The 20,049-nt window shown below is 68.5% G+C and carries 16 protein-coding genes; 6 read left to right on the top strand and 10 right to left on the bottom strand.

Annotated elements, in window-relative coordinates:
• Nucleotides 1-15: 15 nt before the first annotated feature.
• Nucleotides 16-1,464, top strand: a complete 1,449-nt coding sequence (locus tag QM693_RS05180; protein WP_283351620.1) for an aldehyde dehydrogenase — start codon at nt 16-18, stop codon at nt 1,462-1,464.
• 73 nt (nt 1,465-1,537) lie between these two features.
• Nucleotides 1,538-2,497, top strand: coding sequence for a cation diffusion facilitator family transporter (locus QM693_RS05175; RefSeq protein WP_280780631.1), 960 nt, complete (start codon nt 1,538-1,540; stop codon nt 2,495-2,497).
• A gap of 29 nt (nt 2,498-2,526) precedes the next feature.
• Here the strand turns inward: QM693_RS05175 and QM693_RS05170 are convergent, their stop codons facing one another.
• The 5 genes from QM693_RS05170 to QM693_RS05150 form a co-directional block, all read right to left on the bottom strand.
• Nucleotides 2,527-3,027: a hypothetical protein gene (locus tag QM693_RS05170; RefSeq protein WP_283351619.1), complete on the bottom strand. Its 501-nt coding sequence runs from the start codon at nt 3,025-3,027 to the stop codon at nt 2,527-2,529.
• 151 nt (nt 3,028-3,178) lie between these two features.
• Entirely contained in the window at nt 3,179-5,008 is a 1,830-nt protein-coding gene (locus QM693_RS05165; protein WP_009478209.1) for a phosphoenolpyruvate carboxykinase (GTP), read from the bottom strand.
• A 274-nt stretch (nt 5,009-5,282) separates the two neighbouring features.
• A complete protein-coding gene (locus QM693_RS05160) occupies nt 5,283-5,594 on the bottom strand; it encodes a DUF6802 family protein (RefSeq protein ID WP_280780629.1) in 312 nt (103 codons plus the stop codon).
• Nucleotides 5,595-5,699: 105 nt separating this feature from the next.
• Nucleotides 5,700-7,148, bottom strand: coding sequence for a GTPase Era family protein (locus tag QM693_RS05155; RefSeq protein ID WP_283351618.1), 1,449 nt, complete (start codon nt 7,146-7,148; stop codon nt 5,700-5,702).
• Nucleotides 7,145-8,014, bottom strand: coding sequence for a hypothetical protein (locus QM693_RS05150; RefSeq protein WP_283351617.1), 870 nt, complete (start codon nt 8,012-8,014; stop codon nt 7,145-7,147). Before QM693_RS05150 ends, QM693_RS05155 begins: the two co-directional genes overlap by 4 nt.
• A gap of 121 nt (nt 8,015-8,135) precedes the next feature.
• On the opposite strand from QM693_RS05150, the gene trmB reads away from it, so the two are divergent.
• Genes trmB through QM693_RS05135 form a run of 3 tightly spaced genes read left to right on the top strand, consistent with a single transcriptional unit; the run spans nt 8,136 to nt 12,659 of the window.
• Nucleotides 8,136-8,912, top strand: coding sequence for a tRNA (guanosine(46)-N7)-methyltransferase TrmB (gene trmB, locus QM693_RS05145; protein WP_283330871.1), 777 nt, complete (start codon nt 8,136-8,138; stop codon nt 8,910-8,912).
• Complete coding sequence (locus QM693_RS05140) at nt 8,909-9,640, top strand: NYN domain-containing protein (RefSeq protein ID WP_009478204.1); 732 nt, start codon at nt 8,909-8,911, stop codon at nt 9,638-9,640. Before trmB ends, QM693_RS05140 begins: the two co-directional genes overlap by 4 nt.
• A 10-nt stretch (nt 9,641-9,650) precedes the next feature.
• On the top strand, nt 9,651-12,659 hold the full coding sequence (locus QM693_RS05135) for an MMPL family transporter (RefSeq protein ID WP_283351616.1): 3,009 nt from the start codon (nt 9,651-9,653) through the stop codon (nt 12,657-12,659).
• On the opposite strand, the gene QM693_RS05130 is transcribed toward QM693_RS05135, so the two are convergent.
• The 5 genes from QM693_RS05130 to QM693_RS05110 all read right to left on the bottom strand — a co-directional run bounded on the left by QM693_RS05130 (nt 12,634) and on the right by QM693_RS05110 (nt 18,390).
• Nucleotides 12,634-14,514, bottom strand: a complete 1,881-nt coding sequence (locus QM693_RS05130) for a DUF2339 domain-containing protein (protein ID WP_283351615.1) — start codon at nt 14,512-14,514, stop codon at nt 12,634-12,636. The two genes, QM693_RS05135 and QM693_RS05130, sit on opposite strands and share 26 nt — an antisense overlap.
• 66 nt (nt 14,515-14,580) lie before the next feature.
• Nucleotides 14,581-15,231, bottom strand: coding sequence for a DUF1707 SHOCT-like domain-containing protein (locus QM693_RS05125; protein WP_283351614.1), 651 nt, complete (start codon nt 15,229-15,231; stop codon nt 14,581-14,583).
• 61 nt (nt 15,232-15,292) lie between these two features.
• On the bottom strand, nt 15,293-15,961 hold the full coding sequence (locus QM693_RS05120) for a response regulator (protein ID WP_280785234.1): 669 nt from the start codon (nt 15,959-15,961) through the stop codon (nt 15,293-15,295).
• On the bottom strand, nt 15,954-17,156 hold the full coding sequence (gene macS, locus QM693_RS05115; protein ID WP_283351613.1) for a MacS family sensor histidine kinase: 1,203 nt from the start codon (nt 17,154-17,156) through the stop codon (nt 15,954-15,956). The genes QM693_RS05120 and macS overlap by 8 nt, the downstream gene beginning before the upstream one ends.
• Nucleotides 17,140-18,390 (bottom strand): AI-2E family transporter, encoded by a 1,251-nt coding sequence (locus tag QM693_RS05110; RefSeq protein WP_283330865.1) that lies wholly within the window; start codon nt 18,388-18,390, stop codon nt 17,140-17,142. Before QM693_RS05110 ends, macS begins: the two co-directional genes overlap by 17 nt.
• Nucleotides 18,391-18,578: 188 nt before the next feature.
• Between QM693_RS05110 and QM693_RS05105 the strand changes: the two genes are divergently transcribed.
• Nucleotides 18,579-20,036, top strand: a complete 1,458-nt coding sequence (locus tag QM693_RS05105; RefSeq protein WP_005258596.1) for an adenylate/guanylate cyclase domain-containing protein — start codon at nt 18,579-18,581, stop codon at nt 20,034-20,036.
• The last annotated feature ends 13 nt before the right edge of the window (nt 20,037-20,049 follow it).

The raw sequence follows: 20,049 nt of genomic DNA, 5'->3' as shown, positions 1-20,049 counted from the left end.
ACGAGGAATGGACTCATGACCGACTACGACAAGCTCTACATCGGCGGCAAGTGGGTGGCCCCGGCCACCGATCAGGTGCTCGAAGTGTTCTCCCCGGCAACCGAGGAACGCGTCGGCAGCTGTCCCGTCGCGTCGCCGGCCGACATCGACGACGCCGTCGCCACGGCCCGGCGGGCATTCGACGAAGGTCCGTGGCCGCAGACCACTCCCGCCGAGCGCGGCGAGATCCTCGCGAAGGCGGCGAAACTCATCGAGGAGCGCGGCGACGCCCTCAACGCGCTGATCTCGTCCGAGATGGGTCAGCCGCCCGCGATGGTCGGGATGATGCAGCAGACGCCGTCGCTCGCGACCCTCAACTTCTACGCCGGTCTCGCGAACGAGTTCGAGTGGGAGCAGACCCGCACCGGCGCGTTCGGGCAGACGAAGGTGCTGCGGGAGCCCGTCGGTGTGGTGGCCGCGGTCCTCGCCTGGAACGTGCCACTGTTCCTCGCCGTCAACAAGCTGTCCCCGGCGCTGCTCGCGGGCTGCACCGTCCTGCTGAAGCCGGCACCCGAATCCCCGCTCTCCACGCACCTTCTCGCCGAGATCTTCGCGGAGGCGGGGGTTCCCGAGGGTGTCATCTCCGTCCTGCCCGGCGGCGCCGAGACCGGCGAATACCTGGTGTCGCATCCCGGCATCGACAAGATCACGTTCACCGGCAGCAGTCCCGTGGGCCGCAAGATCGGGGCGATCGCCGCACAGAACCTCAAGCGCTGCTCCCTCGAACTGGGCGGCAAGTCGGCGGCCATCATCCTCGAGGACGCCGACCTCGCGTCCACGATGCCGATGCTGGTGATGTCCGGACTCATGAACACCGGGCAGGCATGCGTCGCGCAGACCAGGATCCTCGCCCCGCGTTCCCGCTACGACGAGGTGTTGGACGCCCTCGTGGCGGGTGCCGGATTCATGACCGTCGGCGATCCGTCCGACCCGGCCGCGCAACTCGGTCCGCTGATCTCCGAGAAGCAACGCGACCGCGTCGAGGGCTACATCGCCAAGGGCAAGGAACAGGGCGCCCGCGTGGTGCTCGGCGGCGGCCGTCCGGAAGGCCTCGACAAGGGCTGGTACGTGGAGCCGACCATCTTCGCGGACGTCGACAACTCGATGACGATCGCCCGCGAGGAGATCTTCGGACCCGTCCTGTCCGTGATCCCCTACGACTCCGAGGACGAGGCGATCAAGATCGCCAACGACTCCGACTACGGACTCGCCGGCTCGGTGTACACCACCGATATCGATCACGGTCTCGCCGTCGCGAAGCAGATCCGCACCGGCACCTACGCCATCAACTGGTACGCGTTCGACCCCGGCTCACCGTTCGGCGGCTACAAGGCCTCCGGCATCGGTCGCGAGAACGGACCGGAGGGGCTCGAAGCGTTCTGCGAGACCAAGTCCGTCCTCATGCCGCCCGGCTACACGGGGTAGGCGGCTTCGCCGCCCGTGCGCCTTTCTGGTTGCTGCAGCTACCAGAAAGGCGCACAGGCGTTAGCGTGATCGGGTGACCGCATCGACCCCGGACACCACCCGCGACGCCGACGGTGAGAGTGCACTCACCGTCGTTCTCGCGTTCGGCGCGAACATTCTGATCGCACTGGCCAAGACCGTCGCCGCCGTGGTTACCGGCTCGGCGTCGATGGTGGCGGAGGCCGCCCACTCGTGGGCCGACTCGGGCAACGAGATCCTGCTCCTGATCGCCAATTCGCGGGCCAAGCGCACGCCGGACCGCATCCATCCGCTCGGGTACGGGCGCGAGGCCTACGTGTGGTCGATGTTCGCGGCGCTCGGGCTGTTCGCGCTGGGCGCGGGGGTGTCCGTCACGCACGGCATCCAGGAGCTCGTGCACGCCGAGCCGGCTACGAACTTCGCCGTCGCATACGTCGTGCTCGGTGTCTCGTTCGTGCTCGAGTCCATCTCCTTCCAGCAGGCGTACCGACAGTTGCGCGCCGAGGCCATCGCCATCGACCGCGACGTCCTGGCCCACGCACTCCGCACGTCCGATCCGACCACCCGGGCCGTGTTCGCGGAGGACGCCGCGGCGCTCATCGGTTTGGTCATCGCGTTCCTGGGCGTTCTGCTGCACCAGATCACGGGATCGGCGATCCCCGACGCAATTGGCTCCATCCTGGTCGGGATCCTGCTCGGCGTCATCGCGCTGATTCTGATCGACCGCAACCGGCGATTCCTGATCGGCGAGGAGGCATCCCCCGCCCTGCGCCAGGCCGGCATCGAGGCGCTCGAGGCGCTGCCCGAGGTCGACCGGGTGACGTTTCTGCGCATGGAGTACCTGGGACCACGACAGGCGTACCTGGTGGCGAGCGTCGACCTGGTCGGTGACTACGCGGAGTCCCGTGTCGCCCATACCCTCCGCGACCTCGAGGCCCGGCTCGAACGGAGCTCGCACGTGGTCCGCGCGATACTCACCCTGTCGACAGAGGACGAGCCGACGATCACCGTGTGAGATCGCCGGCTCGTCGCCGTTTCTGCGGTCTAGCTGCCGAACTGGATCCCGCCCAGAGGACCGCCGACGAGGACGATCTGCGGCATCGTGGTCTGGGGGTTGGCGACAGTGGTCAGCGACAGGCATTCGCCGAGGACCGCGTACGCGCCGTCGGGAAGTTCCGGCGTGGTGAACGTCTTGACCGCGTTGCCTGCGGCGTTCGCGACGACGCGCTCGATCGGGTTGGTGGCCCACGCGACGAATCCCGGTTCGAGGACAACAGCGGGATCGGCGAGGACGGCGGGCAGCTTGGTGGCGTCGAATGCCACGGCACCGCAGGACTGGGCGTCCAGCAGATTCAAGACGTTGGGGTTGGTGACGGTGATGTCTAGGGTGTTTCCGTCGACCGCGGTCACCACGGTGGGAGGCTGGACTTCCGGCGCTGCGGAAGCGGTCGCCGGCATTGCGACGGCTACGGTGGCGGCGGCAGCGGCAGCGAGTGCGGCACCTCCGGCGAGTCGTTTCATGCCCCTGCTGGTCCCTGTCTGCATCTGCAATCCTTTCGTCGGGTGCGAGCTTCGAGAATCGAGGCTTTACAAACCGAATGGTATGCGTTTACTGCAGAATCCTCCCCTGAAACGACGAATGTCACAGTGGTTCAGTCGGACTGAACCACTGTGACATTCGGTCACCGGGGAGGGACTAGCTCAGGCGCTGCTTCAGGGCCTCGAACTCGTCACGGATGCCGGAGGGAACCTTCTCGCCGAGGAACTCGAACCATTCCTCGATGAGCGGCAGCTCCTGCTTCCACTCGTCGACGTCAACCTTCAGCGCCTCGTCGACGTCGTCGGCGTCGACGTCCAGGCCGCCGAGCTCCAGATCGGCTGCGGTCGGAACGAATCCGATCGGGGTGGACTCGGCGCCGGCCTTGTGCTCGATGCGGTCGACGATCCACTTCAGCACGCGGGAGTTCTCGCCGAAACCGGGCCACAGGAAGCGGCCGTCGTCGCCGCGACGGAACCAGTTGACGTAGAAGATCTTCGGCAGCTTCTCGGAATCCGCGTGCTTGCCGAGGTTGATCCAGTGGTTCAGGTAGTCGCCGGCGTTGTAGCCGATGAACGGGATCATGGCCATCGGGTCGCGGCGGACGGTGCCCACGGCACCCTCGGCGGCAGCGGTCTGCTCGGACGACAGCGTCGCACCGAGGAACGTGCCGTGCTGCCAGTCGAAGGACTCGCTGACCAGCGGAACCGTGGTCTTACGGCGTCCACCGAACAGGATCGCGGAGATCGGAACACCCTGCGGGTCGTCCCACTCGGGCGCGAGGATCGGGCACTGCGACATCGGGGTGCAGTAGCGCGAGTTGGGGTGCGCGGCCTTCTCCCCCGACTCGGGCGTCCACTCGTTGCCCTTCCAGTCGGTGAGGTGCTGCGGGTCGCCTTCGAGACCCTCCCACCAGACGTCGCCGTCGTCGGTCTGCGCGACGTTCGTGTACAGCGAGTTGCCGGCCTCGAGCGTCTTCATCGCGTTCGGATTCGACCCGTAGTTGGTGCCCGGCGCGACGCCGAAGAAGCCGTACTCCGGGTTGACGGCGTACAGGCGGCCGTCCTCACCGAAGCGCATCCACGCGATGTCGTCGCCGAGGGTCTCGGCGCGCCATCCGGGGATGGTCGGCTGGATCATCGCGAGGTTGGTCTTGCCGCAGGCGCTCGGGAACGCGGCCGCGATGTAGTACGGCTTGTCCTCCGGGGAGATCAGCTTGAGGATCAGCATGTGCTCGGCCAGCCAGCCCTCGTCGTGGGCCATCGCCGACGCGATGCGCAGCGAGTAGCACTTCTTACCGAGCAGCGCGTTTCCGCCGTAGCCGGACCCGTAGCTCCAGATCTCGCGATCCTCGGGGAAGTGGGTGATGTACTTGGTGTCGTTGCACGGCCACGGGACGTCGGCCTGGCCCTCTTCGAGAGGTGCGCCGACCGAGTGCAGTGCCTTCACGAACGGCTTGTCGGTGCCGAGCTTCTCCATCGCGGCGGTACCCATGCGCGTCATGATGCGCATCGACACGACGACGTACTCGGAGTCGGTGATCTCGACACCCAGCTTCGGGTCGTCGGCACCGAGGGGACCCATGCAGAACGGCACCACGTACATGGTGCGTCCGCGCATGCTGCCGCGGTAGAGGTCGGTCATGAGCGACCGCATCTCGGTCGGGTCCATCCAGTTGTTGGTGGGCCCGGCGTCGATCTCCTCTCGCGAGCAGATGTAGGTGCGGGACTCGACGCGTGCGACGTCCGACGGGTCGGAGTTGCCGACGAACGAATTCGGCTTCTTCTCGTCGTTGAGTCGCGTGAACGTGCCGGCCTCGACGAGCTGCTCGGTCAGTCGATCCCATTCGGCGTCCGAGCCGTCGGCGAAGACGACGCGGTCGGGCTGAGTGAGTTCGGCAACCTCTCGAACCCAGGCGAGCAGCTCACTGTGCTCCGTGGGGGGCGTGCCGTCAGTTCCGTTCAGACCGGGAATGGTCGCTGAGGTCATCAAACTCTCCTGGGGTGAGCCGGAACCGGACCATCTGCCGTCCGCTGAGAGAACCTCGCAGCGAGTGCCAGACGGTCCGATTTCCCCTCTCGGCGGGGTCCAGCCAGGCCGTCCATGCCACATGGAAGACGCGGGCGCCGGGTGTCCTATCCCTAGAGGTTAACGCCGCGAGTCCCGTCTCGGGGAATCGGGTGCGGTTGGAATGGTCACAGAAACGATTCAGTAGAGCTACCAGGGGCCTTTCCCGCGTCTGCAGTGCGGATTTCGGAGGTGTTCAGCCGTTACCGAGAGTCCCACCATCGGTCTGCTGCCAGTGCACGACGCCGTCGCCGTCGCGGCGAAACTCCCAAGACGCGTACGCGCCGTCCTCGTGGATCATCGTCAGATGGTCTGCGTCGCCGTCCGAGTCGAGGTCGGAGGCGATGACGACGGCGTCGCCCGCGTCGAAGGTCTGGGTGTCGAGGACGCCGTCTCCGTCGATGTCGTGGGTCGGACCGGTGAGCGCGACCGCCCCGGAATCGGGACCGAAAGTGTCCGTATCGAGGTCCGGCACGTCCGGGACCAGAAAACTCTCAGTCGTCGCCACCGCGGTCTCCCTTCGCATTTCGGACCAGTTTCCCGCACAAATCAAGACATATCAAGATAATTCAACACGATTCCACACAAAAGCGGGCGAACCTCGGTCAGGCATCTATGTATTCAGACGTTCGCTGCGGCGATTCGGTTCCCCCGGCTGCCGGCGGACCTCCCGCAGACCCCGATCGACGGCCCCGAGGTCGCGTTCGCAGGACGACAGCTGCCCGTTGCGTCTCGCGGCCAGGCGGCGGAGTTCGCCGTCGATCCGCGCGACCCGCTCGTCCACGTCCCGGGCGCACACCCGGCTCTCGGCGATGATCGCCTCACTCACCTGAGCCTCGGCCGCCAGCAGCCGGCCGAGGACGAACTGCTCCCACTGGGACCGCACGTGCACCAGCGCCTCGGCGGCCCACTGCCGCACGTGGGCACGTTCGGCGACGTGCCCGCGCGCCCGCGTCAGCCACCACGCCGCCACGGCTCCCAGCGCGAGGGTGAGCGGGATGGTCGCGATGTCGAGCGCCGGCACCATCGACAGCGGCGAGACCACCAGCCTGCCCAGACCGAGCCCGGCGGACGCACCGATCAGGATCGTCATCCGGTCTTCGAGTCCGCGGTGTCGCGGTTCGAGACCGTCCGGCGCAACCGGCTCCGGCAGCGGAACGTCGCTTTCGGGCGCGGCCACGGTGACGCCGACCCGCGACCGTAGGTCGTCGAGGCGCGCGGTGACCGCGGCATCGACCGCACCACTTCTCTCGCGCACTATCTCGGCGAGCCGGTCGGGGTAACCCTCGAGCATCCCGCGGCCGGCGCGGTCGATCTCGGCGCGTGCGGTCGTGCCGGCCGCGCGACACTGGGCGGCCACCTCGTGCATCAACTCGACCTTCGCGAGCTGGACCTGACCGCGGAGCTGCGCGACCCGTTCGGTGCGCCTGCCGTCCCGCAGCGTCAGCGCGCGAACCCGCTCGGCGCGCAGTTCGGCGCCGGGTTCGGTCTCCCGCACGGACCGGGCGGTGGCCACGATCATCCGCCGGGTCTGCTCGAGCACGGTCTCGGTGGCGGAGCGCGGGTCGGGGGTGTGGGCGCGGGCGGCGCGCAGGAGTGCCGCGAGCAGCGCCTCGGCCCCGGAGTCACCCGCCGCCACCGGGTGGATCTCCACGTCGGCGAATCGCGCCGAGTGCCGGGCGAGCAGGGCCCGGTCGCGTTCGCTCACACCTGCCCAGTTCCGGTGGACATCGGTCTTGGTGAGCGCGAAGACCACGGGACGGGCCGGTCGCGCGACGACGTCGAGAACGGACAGCTCCTCCCGTCCGAGTGGTGCCGCGGCATCGAGCACCATCAGGATCACTCGGGCGTCGATCGGGTCCTCCACGAACGCGAGCGCGGATGCGTCCAGTGCGCGGAGCCCGCCGACGAGCGTGGACTTCCCGGCGCGCCGCGGCCCCGCCACGAAGACACCGGGCTGCGGGGCTTCACCGGACTTCAGGCGGGCGACGCCGTCCGGGTTCCATCGCGTCACCACGTCGACGGTTTCGGCGGGCAGATCCGACAGCTGTTGCGTCGTCACGTTCCGGGGCTGCCGCTCAGCTGCTGCCAGATGCGAACGTAGTGACGCCGGACGTCGACGACCGCCCGGCGGCGGCGGGCCGTCGGTTGCCGGGCGAGTTGCGCCCTCCACCAGTCCGCGCACCGGGCGGCGTCCGCGGCGCTGCGCGGTGGCTCCGGCGCCTCCGCGGCGCAGTCGTCGAGATGAAGCCGGGCCGCGGCGGCGGCGAGCGCGACGGCATGGTCGCCGGCGAGGTACCGCTCCAGCGCGTCGCGGGACGCGGGGCTGCGCGCCGCCTGCGACCGCAGCGCGTTCAGCAGGGTCTCGCCGCGGCGCGCCCGGGTGCGTGCGACCCGGTCGGTGACGACAGCCGACACCGCGTCGATTCCGGACTCCGGTGACGTTCCTGCGAGCGTTCCGATGAGGGGCAGAGTCGGGAGGCCGCCTTCGTCCGAGCACTCGGCGGCACGCGCGGTCGCCGTCGCCCAGGCGTCGGCCGCCGCGCGCGACGCGCCCAACGTGTCGGATTTGTTGAGGACGAACAGTGCCTGCGCCGGGTCCAGCGTCCGCACGGCGTCCCGGTCGGCGTCGCGCACCGACTCGACGAGGACGTAGACCACGACGTCGCCGTCCAGCGTGGGGTCGGGTGCGCCGGGCACGTCGACGGCGTCCGCTTCCTCCACGACGGCGCCGGCGATCCCGTTCGCGGTCAGTGCCGCGGCGACGGTCGACCTGCCCACACCCGCTCGACCCGCGGTCTGGACCCGGATCGGCGCCCGAAACGCGGCCACGGCGTCGCGCACACGGTCGCCGGAAACCCCGTCCAGTGCCGCCACAAGTTCGGCGAGATCCGCCAGTTCCCCGCCCCCGGCATCTGCAGTGCCCATGACGCAGTCACCCCCTTCGTCCCGCGCCGATTCTGTCAGACCGACCCCGAATCGGCGTGGGCAACCGTGCAGGCTGGGCACCGGATTACCGAAAAAGCCTCAAGGTGAACTTCAGACCCGTATGCCAGAAACGCCCCTCATGCGTGACAATGGTCCGGTGAACCACGCTGATCAGGATGCACCCGCCGTCCCCGAGGAGGGGCAGACGAAGGACTCGAAGGGGTCCCGTCTCCACCCGAGGGTGACAAGTTTCCGCTCGCGCAGGGGCGCTCTGACCGTTGCGCAGCAGGAGTCGTGGGACCGGCAATGGCCCCGGATCGGCGCGGACGTCTCGGACCATCTCCTGGATGCGCCGTCGTGGTTCGGCCGTGACGCCCCTCTGATCCTCGAGATCGGCTCGGGAACGGGCACCGCCACCGCGGCGATGGCGAAGGCCGAACCGCACGTGAACCTCATGGCCGTCGAGGTCTACCGGCCCGGGCTCGCACAGCTGCTTCAACAGATCGAACGGGACGAGATCCCGAACATCCGGGTCCTGCGCGGCGACGCCATGGATGTCCTGGAGAACATGATCGAACCGGAATCGCTCACCGGAGTCCGTGTCTTCTTCCCGGACCCGTGGCCGAAGGCCCGCCATCACAAGCGGCGCCTGCTGCAGTCCCCCACTTTCGCCCTGATCGCGAGCCGCCTGAAGGCCGGTGGTGTGTTGCATGTCGCAACAGATCACGCGGAGTACGCCGAGGCCATCGCCGAGGCAGGCAACGCGGAACCCCTCCTGACCTCCCTCGACTGGGAATCGCCGATGACGCACGAGCGCCCGGTGACGAAGTTCGAGGACAAGGCCCACCAGGTCGGCAGTGCGATCACCGAGTTGATTTGGGGGAAGATCAGGTCATGAGCGTCAGCGAGCAGTACTCCGACATAGCCGGTGCGGCCCCGGCAGGCACCGCGGTGTCGTCAGGATCTCCCGTGGTGGGTGCACGTGACGGACGCCACCAGAAGCGGGTCCTTCTCGTCTGGGACGCACCCAACCTCGACATGGGTCTCGGCGCCATCCTCGGCGGCCGGCCCACGGCTGCCTACCGGCCACGATTCGACGCACTCGGCCGCTGGCTGCTCTCCCGGACCGCGGAACTGTCCGCGTCCGGCACCGACACACTCGAACCCGAGGCGACGGTCTTCACCAACATCGCAGCTGGCAGCGCCGATGTCGTGAGACCGTGGGTCGAAGCCTTGCGTAATGTGGGCTTCGCGGTGTTCGCCAAGCCGAAGATCGATGAGGACAGCGACGTCGATTCCGACATGCTGGACCACATCGCCCTTCGTCACGGCGAGGGGCTGGCCGGTGTCATGGTCGCCTCCGCCGACGGTCAAGCGTTTCGCGAACCGTTGGAAGACATCGCCGCGACCGGCATTCCGGTCCAGATACTCGGGTTCCGCGAGCACGCCAGCTGGGCGGTCGCGTCCGACCTTCTGGACTTCGTCGATCTCGAGGACATCCCCGGCGTGTTCCGGGAGCCACTCCCTCGGGTCAGCCTCGACACACTGCCCGACGAGGGTGCCTGGTTGCAGCCGTTCCGACCGCTTTCCGCCCTGCTCGTCGGGCGGAAGAGTGCTGCCGAGTAGGAGTTGATCAGTGTTCGCGAGCTGGGGAAGCGTCGTCTACCGGGCCCGATTCACCGTCATCGGCATCATGGTTGCCTTGTTGCTCGGTTCGGCCGCGTACGGCCTGGGCCTCGAGAAGCATCTCAGCCAGAGCGGCTGGGACGATCCGGGCTCGGAGTCGGTCGCCGCGGCCAAGCTGGCTGACGGCACCTTCGGTCGCGACACCAACAGCGACGTCGTGGCGCTCTACACGGCGCCCGAGGGCAAGACGATCGAGGACCCCGAGTTCCAGGCGAAGGTCGTCGAGAACCTCGAGCGGCTGGCCGCGGAACACCCGGACAAGATCCTCAAGATCAACGGCGGTTACTTCAAGGTCGGCAACGCACCACAGTTGGCGTCCGCCGCGGACGCCGACAAGCAGCACGCGATCGAGAGCATCGCGATCGTCGGCGACAACGACACCGAGGTCACTGCCAATTTCCGCGACGTCAAGGACGAGTTCTACATCGACGGCGTCGACGTGCAGCTCGCCGGCCTCCAGCCCGTGTCGGGTGCGCTCAACGACACGATGGCCAAGGACATCAGGCGAATGGAGATCCTCGCGATCCCGGCCGTCGGCATCCTGCTGTTCTTCGTGTTCGGTGGTGTCGTCGCGGCGGCGCTGCCGCTGATCATCGGCGGCCTGACCGTGGTCGGGGCCAACGGCGTCGTCCGGCTGATCACCAACTTCACCGAGGTCAACTCGTTCGTCGCGCCCGTGGTCTCCCTCGTGGGGCTCGGTCTGGCCATCGACTACGGGTTGTTCATCGTCAGCCGGTTCCGAGAAGAGATGGCGGAGGGGTACGACACCCGCTCCGCCGTCCGCCGAACGGTGATGACCTCGGGCCGCACCGTGGTCTTCTCGGCGACGATGATCGTCGCCAGCCTCGGCGGTCTGCTGCTGTTCCCACAGGGCTTCCTGAAGTCCGTCGCCTACGGCGCCATCGCCACGGTCGGCCTGGCGGCGCTGACGTCGATCACGATCCTGCCCGCGATCCTCGGCATCCTCGGCAAGCGCATCGACGCCCTCAGCCTCGACCGTTTCCGTCAGACCAAGAACACCGAAGAGATCGAGGCGAGCATCTGGGGCCGGCTCACCCGATGGGTGATGCGTAACCCGCTCAAAGTCACCATCCCCATCGTCGTGGGGTTGCTCCTGCTGATCGTGCCCCTCACAGGCATCAAGTTCGGTGGCATCAACGAGACCTACCTTCCCCCGGACAGCTCGACGCGAGCCGCGCAGGAACAGTTCGACGAGATCTTCCCGAACCTGCGCACCGAACCGGTCAAGCTGGTTGTGTCCGACGCCGACAACAAGGCGCTCGGCCAGATCATCAAAGAAGCCAGCGGCGCGCCGGGGCTGATCGAGCGATTCACTCCGGAGGGTGCGGCCAAGGACGGTGTGGTCGTCCTCAAGGCGGGCCTCGTCGACCGCAACGAGTCCAAGCCGACCATCGACTATCTGCGCGCCATGGACAGTCCGGACGGCGTGCAGGTGCTGGTGGGCGGTACCCCGGCGATCGAGCAGGACAGTATCGCCGCGCTGCTCGACCACCTGCCCACGATGGTGATCTCCGTCCTCGTCCTGACGACGCTGCTGATGTTCCTGACGTTCGGCTCGCTGGTGCTGCCGATCAAGGCGGCGTTGATGAGCGCGCTGGGCCTCGGGTCCACGCTCGGCATCCTGACGTGGATCTTCATCGACGGTCACGGTTCGGAGTGGTTGAACTTCACCCCCGGCCCGATCATGTCGCCGGTGCTGGTGCTGATCATCGCGATCGTCTACGGCCTGTCCACCGACTACGAAGTGTTCCTGCTCTCGCGCATGGTCGAGGCGCGGGCGCAGGGGGCCAGTACGACGGAGTCGATCCGCATCGGCACGGCGCACACGGGCCGCATCATCACCGCGGCCGCACTCATCCTCATCGTCGTCACCGGTGCGTTCGGGTTCTCGGAACTGGTGATGATGAAGTACATCTCCTACGGCATGATCGCCGCGCTGATCATCGACGCGACCCTCATCCGTATGTTCCTCGTGCCGGCCACGATGAAACTCCTCGGCGACGACTGCTGGTGGGCGCCGGCGTGGATGAAGCGAATCCAGGAGAAGACGGGTCTCGGTGAGCCCATCCTCGACAACGAGCTGATGCCCACCGACGTCCCGGAGCTCACCCCGATCGGTGCCGTCCCGCCGCAGCGCAAGCTCGCGGCGCCGCCCGCACCCCGCAAACCGGAACCGCTCACCGAGCCGATCCCGTTGGTCACCGCGCGGGCGCTGGCCGCGAAGATGTCCGAGGACGACGCGAAGGCACGCCGGGCGCAGAACGAGGCCCGCCGCTCGGCGACCGGCCGCCCCGCCCGGGCACCGGAGGAGATCGAGGACACGCCTACCGCGGAACCGCAGACCACGGTGCTGCCGCAGGCTGCTCCGCCGCGTCCGGCCCCGACGCAGTCGCGCCCCGCACCCCCGTCGCGGCCCGCGCCGCAGTCGCGTCCTGCTCCGCGGCCCCGTCCGGCGGCCCCCGCCCCGGCCCCGGGTCCGGGTCCGGCCACCGAGTCACGTCCGATCGAGAGTTGGCTCGCGGACCTCCGGTCCACGTCGGCCGCCGAACCGCGGCCGATCTCCTCGCCCGCCGAACCGCGACCCAGTGCGTCGGCGCCGTCACTGCCGACCCGCTCGCCGCGCTCGGTGCCTGCACCGTACGAGCAGGAGACCCCCCAGTCGTCTCCTGCCCGCCCGGTGCCGCCGATTCCGTCGAGGCGTCGTGCCGCCGAGCCTTCGGAACCCGTGAACGGCGGCAGGCGCAGCAACGGCTCGCCTGCGCACGGAACCCCGTCCAACGGCGCCCCTGCCAATGGAACGCCGGCCAACGGCTCGCGCCGCCGCAGCGTCGAGGAGCCGCCCGTCGATCCGGACGACGCCGCGAGCGGCAGGCACCGCGCGGACGACGGCAACGCCGTCAGCGTCAGCGAACTCATCGCTCGGCAGAACCGGCGCTGACGGAGCCGTTCGGCGTTCCCCGTCCGGCCTCCCGCTCCGCGAATTCACGCGCGTAGCGGGTGCCGGCGAGGAGCAACAGCAGGCCGACCACGAGGAACGCGAGGACGCGGAACAGGCCGTCGAGGGTGGCCAGGTCGAACAGGAACAGTTTGGCCAGCGCCGCAGCGGTCAGTCCGAGCCCGACGCCGAGTGCCGTGTGCGCGTAGTCGCGGCGGGCCAGTCCGAACACCAGTGCCGCCGTCGCCGCCGCCATCCACGCGATGGTCGCGGCGCAATGTCCGGCGATGAATCCTGCGGACGTCCCGGTGAGCGCCGTGCCCGCGGACACCGTCGCAGTGGTGACAGCGTACAGGATCACCAGTCCGGCGAGCACCCACCACGGCTGGGCGGTGCTGTCGCTCAACAGTTTCAGCGTGTGCGCATACCAGACGAACAGGAACACGGTTCCCGCCAGCACCAGCGAGGACAGCACCGTGGTCACCCCGAGCGAGTCGAGCGCGCTGTACTCGTCGACGAGGACGAACGGCGGCGCGGTGATCACGAAGGCGAATCCGCCGACGACGGTGAAGACCGCGCCGACGGCGTACGCGATCCGCGACTCCGCCTGCCCGCCGATGGTGAGAAACAGTGCCGCCACCCCGAGCAGGACGAGCGGCGCGAGGTCTTCGCTCGATCCGATGAGGCAGGCCTCGAGCAGAGCTAGGGCACCCACGCCCGCGAGCGCGATCCGTGCGTGTCGCGGCAACGACCGCGCCGCCGCGAACGCGGCGAACGTCGCTGCGGCCAGTACCAGCGCGATCACCGTGGACCCGAGCCGGTCGAAGAGGTGGCCGATCACCAGCGTCGGGACGGCCGTCGTGACGATCATCGCGGTCGCGGTGACGTCACGAGAATTGCTGCGCAACAGGATGATCGACGACACGAGCCCGAACAGGGCGACCAGCGCGGCGGACGCGAGCAGCCAGAATCTCTCCGGCCGGTCGGACAGTCCGGAACTCGCGATCGCGATCAGCAACGCGATCACCACCGGGCACGTCCGCGCGACCGCCAGGTACAGCCAGTCGCGACCGAGTTGCGCGGGGAAGCTGGCGACCTGGATGACGAACAGGAACCCGATGAGGGTGAGCGTGATGCCGTCGGTGAGGACGGGTGCGAGCACGGCAGCGCCGGTCACCACGAGCAGCGCGAGGGGCTGCGAACCCCACCGCACCGCGAGTGCGACACCAGCTCCCGCGATCCCGAGTGCCACGACCATCGCGAGCACCGGGAGCAACCAGTGATAGACGACCGCGACGGCCACGACGTCGAGGTAGGCGCCGGCGATACCCGTTGCTGCGAGCGCAATCGCGCCGACCCGGCCGCCGGGCCGTCCGAAAACACGGGCACCGGTGTAGACGAGACCGGCCGAGAACAACCCGCCCGCCACGACGCGCAGTTCCGGACCGAAGAAGCCGGCCTGCGCCGCCAGCACGAGCAGCATCACGACACCGATCAGAGTGACGGCCACACCCGCGACGGCCAGCACGCGGCTGATCACCCCGTCGCGCTGCCACCAGGGTTCGCGAGCCGCCCGGGGCGGTGGCGGCGGAGCGGGACGGTACGGGACGGCCGGTACGGGTGGCGGCGGCTGGGCGACCTGGGGTGCCTGCGGCACCGGTGGTCGGTACATCGGCTGCGGCGCCGGCTGCGGTTGGGGCTGGGGCTGCGGTTGGGGCCTCTGGATGGTTGCGAGCTGAGCCTGCAGGACCGCGAGGTTCTCACCCACGTGGCGCATCTGCTGCCCGAGCGCCGAGAAGTCGCCGGAAAGCTGCGCGACCAGCCGCGGGTCGATCGAAGGAGTACCAGGTGTGGACATGGATCAATCGTCCTGCGGCGACGGCCCCCACACATGAGTAGGCCTACTCGAGAGGCCTGCGTCGTGCTACCCGAACATTCGGCGAATCGAGGTGCCGAACGGGTGTTTGGCGGTCACGTTCCCGAACCTGACCTTGCCCCGGACGACGACGTGCAGCGGGCCGATGGGAGGGCCGGTCCGCACCTTGTTGGTCGCGGAACCACCGACCGTTTCGACGCCGTTGAGGTCGACCGTCGCCTCTTCCGGCACGACCAGCGAGATCGTGCTCGCGTAGTCGTCGATCGTCACGTGCACCACCTGCGTGGACATGACGGCCCGCGTGAAGTCGAGCGTCACCGTCGACATCCGGGTGTTCACCTCGAGGGCAGGGGGAACGTTCCAGGAGCCGGTGCGGCTGACTGACGACATCCGGCCCCGGATGACGTCGCCCGGCGGCGGCGCGGGCAACCGGTGCGCGACCGGCGGAACCGGCGGCGCCGGGCGAGACACGTACGGCTGGTCGGGGTACGGCGGCGGCGTGAACTCGGAGATCAGCTGGATTCCCGGCAGATCCACCAGGACGACGTTCAGTTCCGCGCGTGTTTTCGCGGCGAGTGCCGTGTCCATCCGCTCGGTGAACTCACCGAGCGAGAGCATCCCCTGGCCCACCGCCCGCTGCAACAATTCGCCGACGTGTTCGCGCTCCGCATCCGATACGCGTAGGTCCCGTGCCTCCATACCTACAAGGCTAGCGCCCGTGAGTACTTGTTAACCGCGGGCGGTTAACAAGTACTCACGGCTACTCGAGGCCCTGCTCGATGGCGTACCTGGTCAGCTCGACGCGGTTGGCCAGCTGCAGCTTGCGGAGGGTCGCCTGGACGTGGTTCTCGACGGTGCGGTGACTGAGCGACAGTTTGGTCGCGATCTGCTTGGCGCTGAGCCCTTTCGCGACGAACCGCAGAACCTCGGTCTCCCGTTCCGTGAGTTGGGGGACGGCGGGACCCTGCTCGTCGGCGGGCGCACTCGACATCCGGCGGTACTCCCCCAGCACGAGTCCGGCGAGCCCCGGTGTGAAGACTGCCTGCCCGGCCGCGGTGGCCCGCACCGCGTCCAGCAGCTCCTCCACGGACGCGCTTTTCACGAGGTACCCGGACGCACCGGCCTTGACGGCGTCGAGGACGTCGTCACGCTCGGACGACGCCGACAGCACCAGCACCCGGCTGTCCGGCGACACCTGGAGGACGGCGGCGGTGGCCGCGGCACCGTTTCCGTCGGGCAGTTGCATGTCCATGAGCACGACGGCGGGTCGGGTCGCCGCCGCCCGACGTCCCGCGGCGGCGACGCCGTCGGCCGTGGCGACCACGGTGAACCCGGCGCCTTCGAGGTCGCGGGCCACGGCGTCCCGCCACATCGGGTGGTCGTCGACGACCATCACGGTGATCTGCTCGTCAGTCTCCGTGTCACCCATGCGTTTCGTCTCCCTTCGGCACGCGGATCTCCCATTCGGTGCCCTGACCGGGATCGGTGTCGAGTTCGGCGGTGCCGCCGAGCGCACCGACGCGACCCAGAATGGATTTCGATACTCCCATGCGACCCTCGGCCTCCGCTTCGGCCAGCCGTCCCGGAGCGATTCCGCTGCCGTCGTCGCGGACGCTGACGATCACCTCGCCGCCCAGATCCTCGAGCAGCACGTACGCCCGGGCACCGGTCCCCGCGTGCAGTGCGACGTTGGACAGTGCGGTGTCGACGATTGCGACGAGTTCCGTCGCCCGGCCGCGCTCGATCGTCACCGGATCCGCCGGGGTCGACACGGACACGGTGGTGCTCGCCCGCGTGCCCAGCAGCAGTCGCAGATCGATCGCGCTTCCACCCAGATCCGACACCACACCGGCGCCCTGCTCGGAGATGAGCATGCGCAGCGCCACCTCCTGCTCGCCGGCGAGATCCGCGAGTTCGGCTGCGGGTCCCCCGATCTCGTTGCCGCGGCGACGGACGAGCGCGAGCACCTGCAGGACGCCGTCGTGTACCTCGCGGGCGAGTCGTTCCCGTTCCTCGGTGGCGGCGGCCAACCGCACGGCCTGCTCCAGCTGGGCCTGCGCACGCCTCGCGGTGGTGGTGGCGAGCCCGAGTGCCAGACCCACCGACACCAGAACGGGCGCCGTCGCGTCCCGCCAGAGGTCGAGGTTGACTTGGTCGCGCACCACCGCGCTCACCGTCGCCATCAGCACACCGGACGCCATCCCGAGCCACGGACCGCCGAACACGGCGGCGGAGATCACCGCGTTGGTGACCCACAGCGTCGTCGGCAGCGTCTGATGGTGGTTGTACCAATCGTGATCGGAGACAAGGCGAGTCGACGCCATGAGGGCGATGACGATCAGCTGGTCGGCGATCACCACCTGGTAGCGCGGGACCTTCCCGTGGGACAGCAGGACGGCCGAGAGTCCCGACCACACCGCCATCAGGGCGACGAGGAACCAGCTCAGCCGCTGATGGGTGTAGTACTGCACCGACACGATCTGGTAGCTGATCGCGTACACCAGCGTGACGAGGCGGAAGGCCTGCGCCGCCCGCCACAGCGGTGCGTCCGGCTGGGTGTCGAGCTCGGTCGCGGCCCGCGGCCGGTAGTGCAGGCGGGTGCGGTGCTCATTCCGGTCGGTCATGGGTCTGCGCTGTGCCGTCGAGATGCGGGTCGTCGAGATGCGGGTCGGCGGGATGCGGCGGGTGCGGGCCGTCGGCCTCGGCGGGATAGAGCGGGACTGCCGGGTCGTCGACCTCGAGTGCGTCGTAGGTGGCGTCGGGATCCTCGGACATGAGCGAGCGCACCGCCGTGTTCAGCAGCGCGACGATCGGCACCGCCAGGAGGCCGCCGACGATCCCGGCCAGGACGATGCCGGTGGTGATCGCCAGCACCACTGCGAGCGGGTGCAATCGGACCGCGCGGCCGAGCAGCAGGGGTTGCAGCACGTGGGCCTCGAGTTGCATCACCCCGATGATGATGCCGAGCACGATCAGCGCGGTGAGGAATCCCTTGGTGACGAGGGCGACGAGCACCGCGAGGAACCCGGTGAGGAACGCACCGACGATCGGGATGAACGCACCGATGAACACGAGCGACGCCAGCGGCAGGGCGAGTGGAACCCCCAGAATCGCGAGTCCCGCGCCGATTCCGATGGCGTCTGCGGCGGCCACCGCCACCGTCGCCCGGACGTACCCGATCAGCGAGCCGAACCCCTGACTCCCCGCCAGCCGGACCCGTCGCCGTGACGCGGTGGGGACGAGGCGGGTGACGAACTCCCAGATCTGAGATCCGCCGTAGAGGAAGAAGATGAGCGTGAACAGCGTCAGCAGGGCACCGGTGAAGATTTCGCCGACGACGGTGGCGGTGGTCAGTGCCCCGCTCGTCAGCTGCTGGCGGTTGTCCTGGATGGATTTCACCACCGAGTCGCCGGCCTGCCGGATCTGATCCTCGCTGAAGTGCAACGGGCCGTCGGTGAGCCATCCCTGGATCTGTGTGACGCTCGCCTCGAATTGTTCGGTGAGGCCGGGGAGACCTTCGATGAACTGCTCGACGACGAACGTCATGATCCCGGCGACGATGCCGATCGAACCGATGAGGACGACCAGGACGGCAGCCGACCGCGGCACGCCCTTGGCCTGCAGCCAGTCGACGAGCGGCAGCAGCAGCGCCGACGAGAGCAGCGCCAGACCCACCGGGATGAGAACGGTGTCGAGCCTGGTCACGATGTAGCCGAGGGTCAGCAGGCCCGCGAAGATGACCAGGAGCCGCCACGTCCATTCGGCCGCCACCCGCACCACCGGGTGCACGGACGCCGAGGGATGGCCCCCGCCCTGTGTTACCGCGGCAGTGTCCGAGCGTTGCTCGTTCGCGTTCACGTGCGGAGCGTATCGAGGTTCGGACAGTGCCGGGCGATTCGCGTGGGAAACACGCACGCGGGGCACGCATATGCGCCCTTTAGGGGACGTGTCCTACGCCACCCGGTACACCCCCCGCTAAATTGAACGGCGTGCGGAAATCCTATAGAGCGATCGCGGCGACGGTCCGCAGCAGATGGCCGCTCTATATGGTTTCGATGCTCCTCGCCAATTTCATCGGCGCCATCCTCGTCTTCGCGTTCGTGCGGTACGGCGTGCCGATCCCCGAATCGCAGGAAATCATCGCCGACCGGGTGCGCAACGTCGCGATCTTCGGTGGCTACCTCGCATTCGCCGCCGTGGTGAGTCTCACGGCCGCCGCGATGATGCTGAGGTCGGTCGTCCGCTGGCAGTTGCGTGGGGGTCCGCCGACGCGCAGCGAGCAGATGTCGGCGCTGCACGCACCGCTGCGGCAGGCGATCGTGCACCTGGTGCTGTGGATCCTCGGCGGCATCATCTTCGTGCTGCTCACCATCACCGAGATGCCGGAACTCGCGGTGGCGGTGATTGTCACCGTCTGCATGGCCGCGACCACGACGTTCGGCTTCACGTACATGCTCGGCGAACGCATCCTGCGTCCCGTGGCCGCCCGCGCGCTCAGCGAGGGCGAGTTCGACCGGACCATGGCGCCCGGCGTCGGCACCCGGATGGCCATGACGTGGGGGCTCGGCACGCTGATGCCCGTCATCGGCATCATCCTGCTGTGCGTGACGCAGATAACCACCGACCTGGTGTTCTCCCCGAACGCGCTCGCGTGGGCGATCATGCTGCTGTCGATCATCGCGATCGCGCAGGCCTTCGCGCTGTCGATGCTGACGGCCAGCCAGATCTCCGACCCGATCAAACAGCTGCGGCGGGCCATCGAACGCGTCCAGCGCGGTGCCACCGACGTCCGCGTCGAGGTGTTCGACGGCAGTGAGATCGGGCGACTGCAGGTCGGGTTCAACCGCATGATGCGCGAATCGGACGAACGGCGGCTGCTGCGCGAACTGTTCGGCCAGCATGTCGGTGAGGACGTCGCGCGGCGGGCACTGCAGTTCGGTACCGAACTCGGCGGAGAGACGAGGTTCGTCGCGGTGCTGTTCGTCGACATGGTCGGCTCCACCGGTGCCGCCGCGGAGCGTCCCCCCGGCGAAGTCGTGAACCTGCTCAACGAGTTCTTCCGCGTCGTCGTCGACGTGATCGACCGGCACCACGGCTTCGTCAACAAGTTCATGGGTGACGCGGCGCTCGCGATCTTCGGCGCCCCGCTCGACCGCCCCGACGCACCGACGGCGGCGCTGGCGGCGGCCCGGGAACTGCGGTTCGCGTTGAACGAGATCACCGGCCTCGACGTCGGTATCGGCGTCTCCGCAGGCCTCGCCGTCGCCGGCAACATCGGCGCCGCCGAACGCTTCGAGTACACGGTGATCGGCGATCCCGTCAACGAGGCGTCGCGGCTCACCGAACTGGCCAAGCTCCACCCCAGCCGCGTGCTGGCCTCGACGAGCGCCCTGTATTTCGCAGACGACGACGAACAGGCGCACTGGGAACTCGGCGAACAGGTCCAGTTGCGGGGCCGCCGCCGCAACACCCATCTGGCTTGGCCGGAGGACTATCCGGAGTAATCCGCTACCCGTT

This window comes from Rhodococcus sp. IEGM 1305, assembly GCF_030058635.1.
Classification (GTDB): Bacteria; Actinomycetota; Actinomycetes; order Mycobacteriales; family Mycobacteriaceae; genus Rhodococcus_F; species Rhodococcus_F opacus_D.
Note: the sequence above shows the minus strand (reverse complement) of the source record. Positions and strands in the feature narration are given on the sequence as shown.